Raw genomic sequence first — 1,695 nt, forward strand, 5'->3', positions numbered from 1 at the left:
CGGTACTCAGGTGGTTGTATTGGGTAGACATGGCAACACCTTACATGAGGTGTTGCACTTGCTCCTTGAGACCGCCCCTTCTTTCAAATACTCAGACGGCGGAATCAATACATTAACCCCCCACTCACCCGCCACTTCAATTAGCCCACTGCAGACGTACATACCAATGCCACCCGTCTCATATTGCGCCTCACCTAATACAATTTTAACCGCCTGAACATTCACTTTGCTGTCCAAGGAAAACTGAGGATTTTTTGACCCCGGAACGGCGATTGTGTAATAAACAGGCAATTCTAAATTGATAGGGTTAGGCGAAATATCATTCCACGGAACAACAAACTCTATCTCTTGATTTGCAGATTCGCTGCCCGTAACCGTATACGGATCTGAGCTAAGTGCCACACCGTTCCAAAACACTGTCAAAACATCGCCTACCTTTGGCGAGTCATATAGATTAATTTTAGCGGTTGCATCCTTGCCTTCGTCACTTGCCACCAGTGCATCTTTTATATTAGATGCCCCCCACACACTCACGGCTGTTAGAGTCCGATTAACCGGATCAGGCTCATCTGGATTCTCCGGCCCGACATATGCAAAGTTAGCCTGTACGTCAATGGCACTTGATGAAATAGGGTGAACACCTCGTAACACCTCATATTTCACTGAAACTTCCTGATCTCCACCCTCGGTGAAATCATAGAGCCCCTTCATCAACGACCAAGGCACTGGTACTTTAAGATCAAATGGCAATAACTGAGATATTGTAATCGGCGCTGTCCGCTCGCCCCCCCAATCAATCACAATACTGTCGTTTTCTTCATAATCCAAAAAGGGCGCAATATGAACTTTAACCCCATCAAAAGCATCTTGACGGGTAATACCGTCGACGTCTGCCTGAGGCACAGTCGGTGGCAGTAATGAATTAGGCAGCTCACCTAACGCTACAACCACTTCGGTAGGGAATGTCAATTTACTTTCGTTGCCTGCCTTATCTATCAGCACACACAATACATAGTGCAAACCTGAGCCTAACGCTCTTAATTTAGCCTCAGGGATAGTAATTAATCGATCATCTGGCAACAGACCAAAATAATCCAAATCCGCAGCATCGGGCAAGGTATCCACAATTTCATCCAACCAAGCAACGGCAGCTCTCACCTCCAGAGGTCGAAGTTCCGAGAAGTCAGGTATTTCACAAATGACGCCCTTATCCCTGGCCAGCGAGGCATCTGTGATCAGCGTTTCACTCACCGCCACTCGAGGCTCATTATCAACAAACACTGGCCCCAGACGATCAATCAAAATAGCCGTATCTTCAGATTCACTGGGTGATGTATTCCACAATTCAAGGCGGTATCTAAAATTAAAACCTCCTGTGCGATTTTGAAAATAGCGATACGGGATGACTCGCTTCAGTGGAAAATCCGACACGGGAACACTGGACGGTATTTCTTCCATCTCAGAAACTGGAATGTAGGTATTCTCACCCTCTGGCAGCCACTCCAAAAATAAATAATCAGGTCGAGGAGTGGTAGACCTGTTAGACCACAGCGGAATTTCCACATCTAAATCTTTCAAAGAGTCGACAGCTAAAATAAGCCCATCTGTATCCCCAGGAATGGCGGTCTCAAGGAGCAAGTGCAACAGTCAGTTAATTTTCTGAGCTTGCTAAGCGAAACAATCCCGCTTCCAAAA

At 46.3% G+C, this 1,695-nt stretch carries 1 protein-coding gene; it reads right to left on the reverse strand.

Annotation, left to right across the window (positions count from 1 at the left end; genetic code table 11):
* Positions 1-6: 6 nt before the first annotated feature.
* Positions 7-1,638, reverse strand: coding sequence for a hypothetical protein (locus GHO32_RS25975; RefSeq protein ID WP_153443103.1), 1,632 nt, complete (start codon positions 1,636-1,638; stop codon positions 7-9).
* Positions 1,639-1,695 lie beyond the last annotated feature (57 nt).

The sequence above is a fragment of the Pseudomonas sp. FSL R10-2189 genome (assembly GCF_009600325.1).
GTDB classification, from domain to species: domain Bacteria; phylum Pseudomonadota; class Gammaproteobacteria; order Pseudomonadales; family Pseudomonadaceae; genus Aquipseudomonas; species Aquipseudomonas helleri.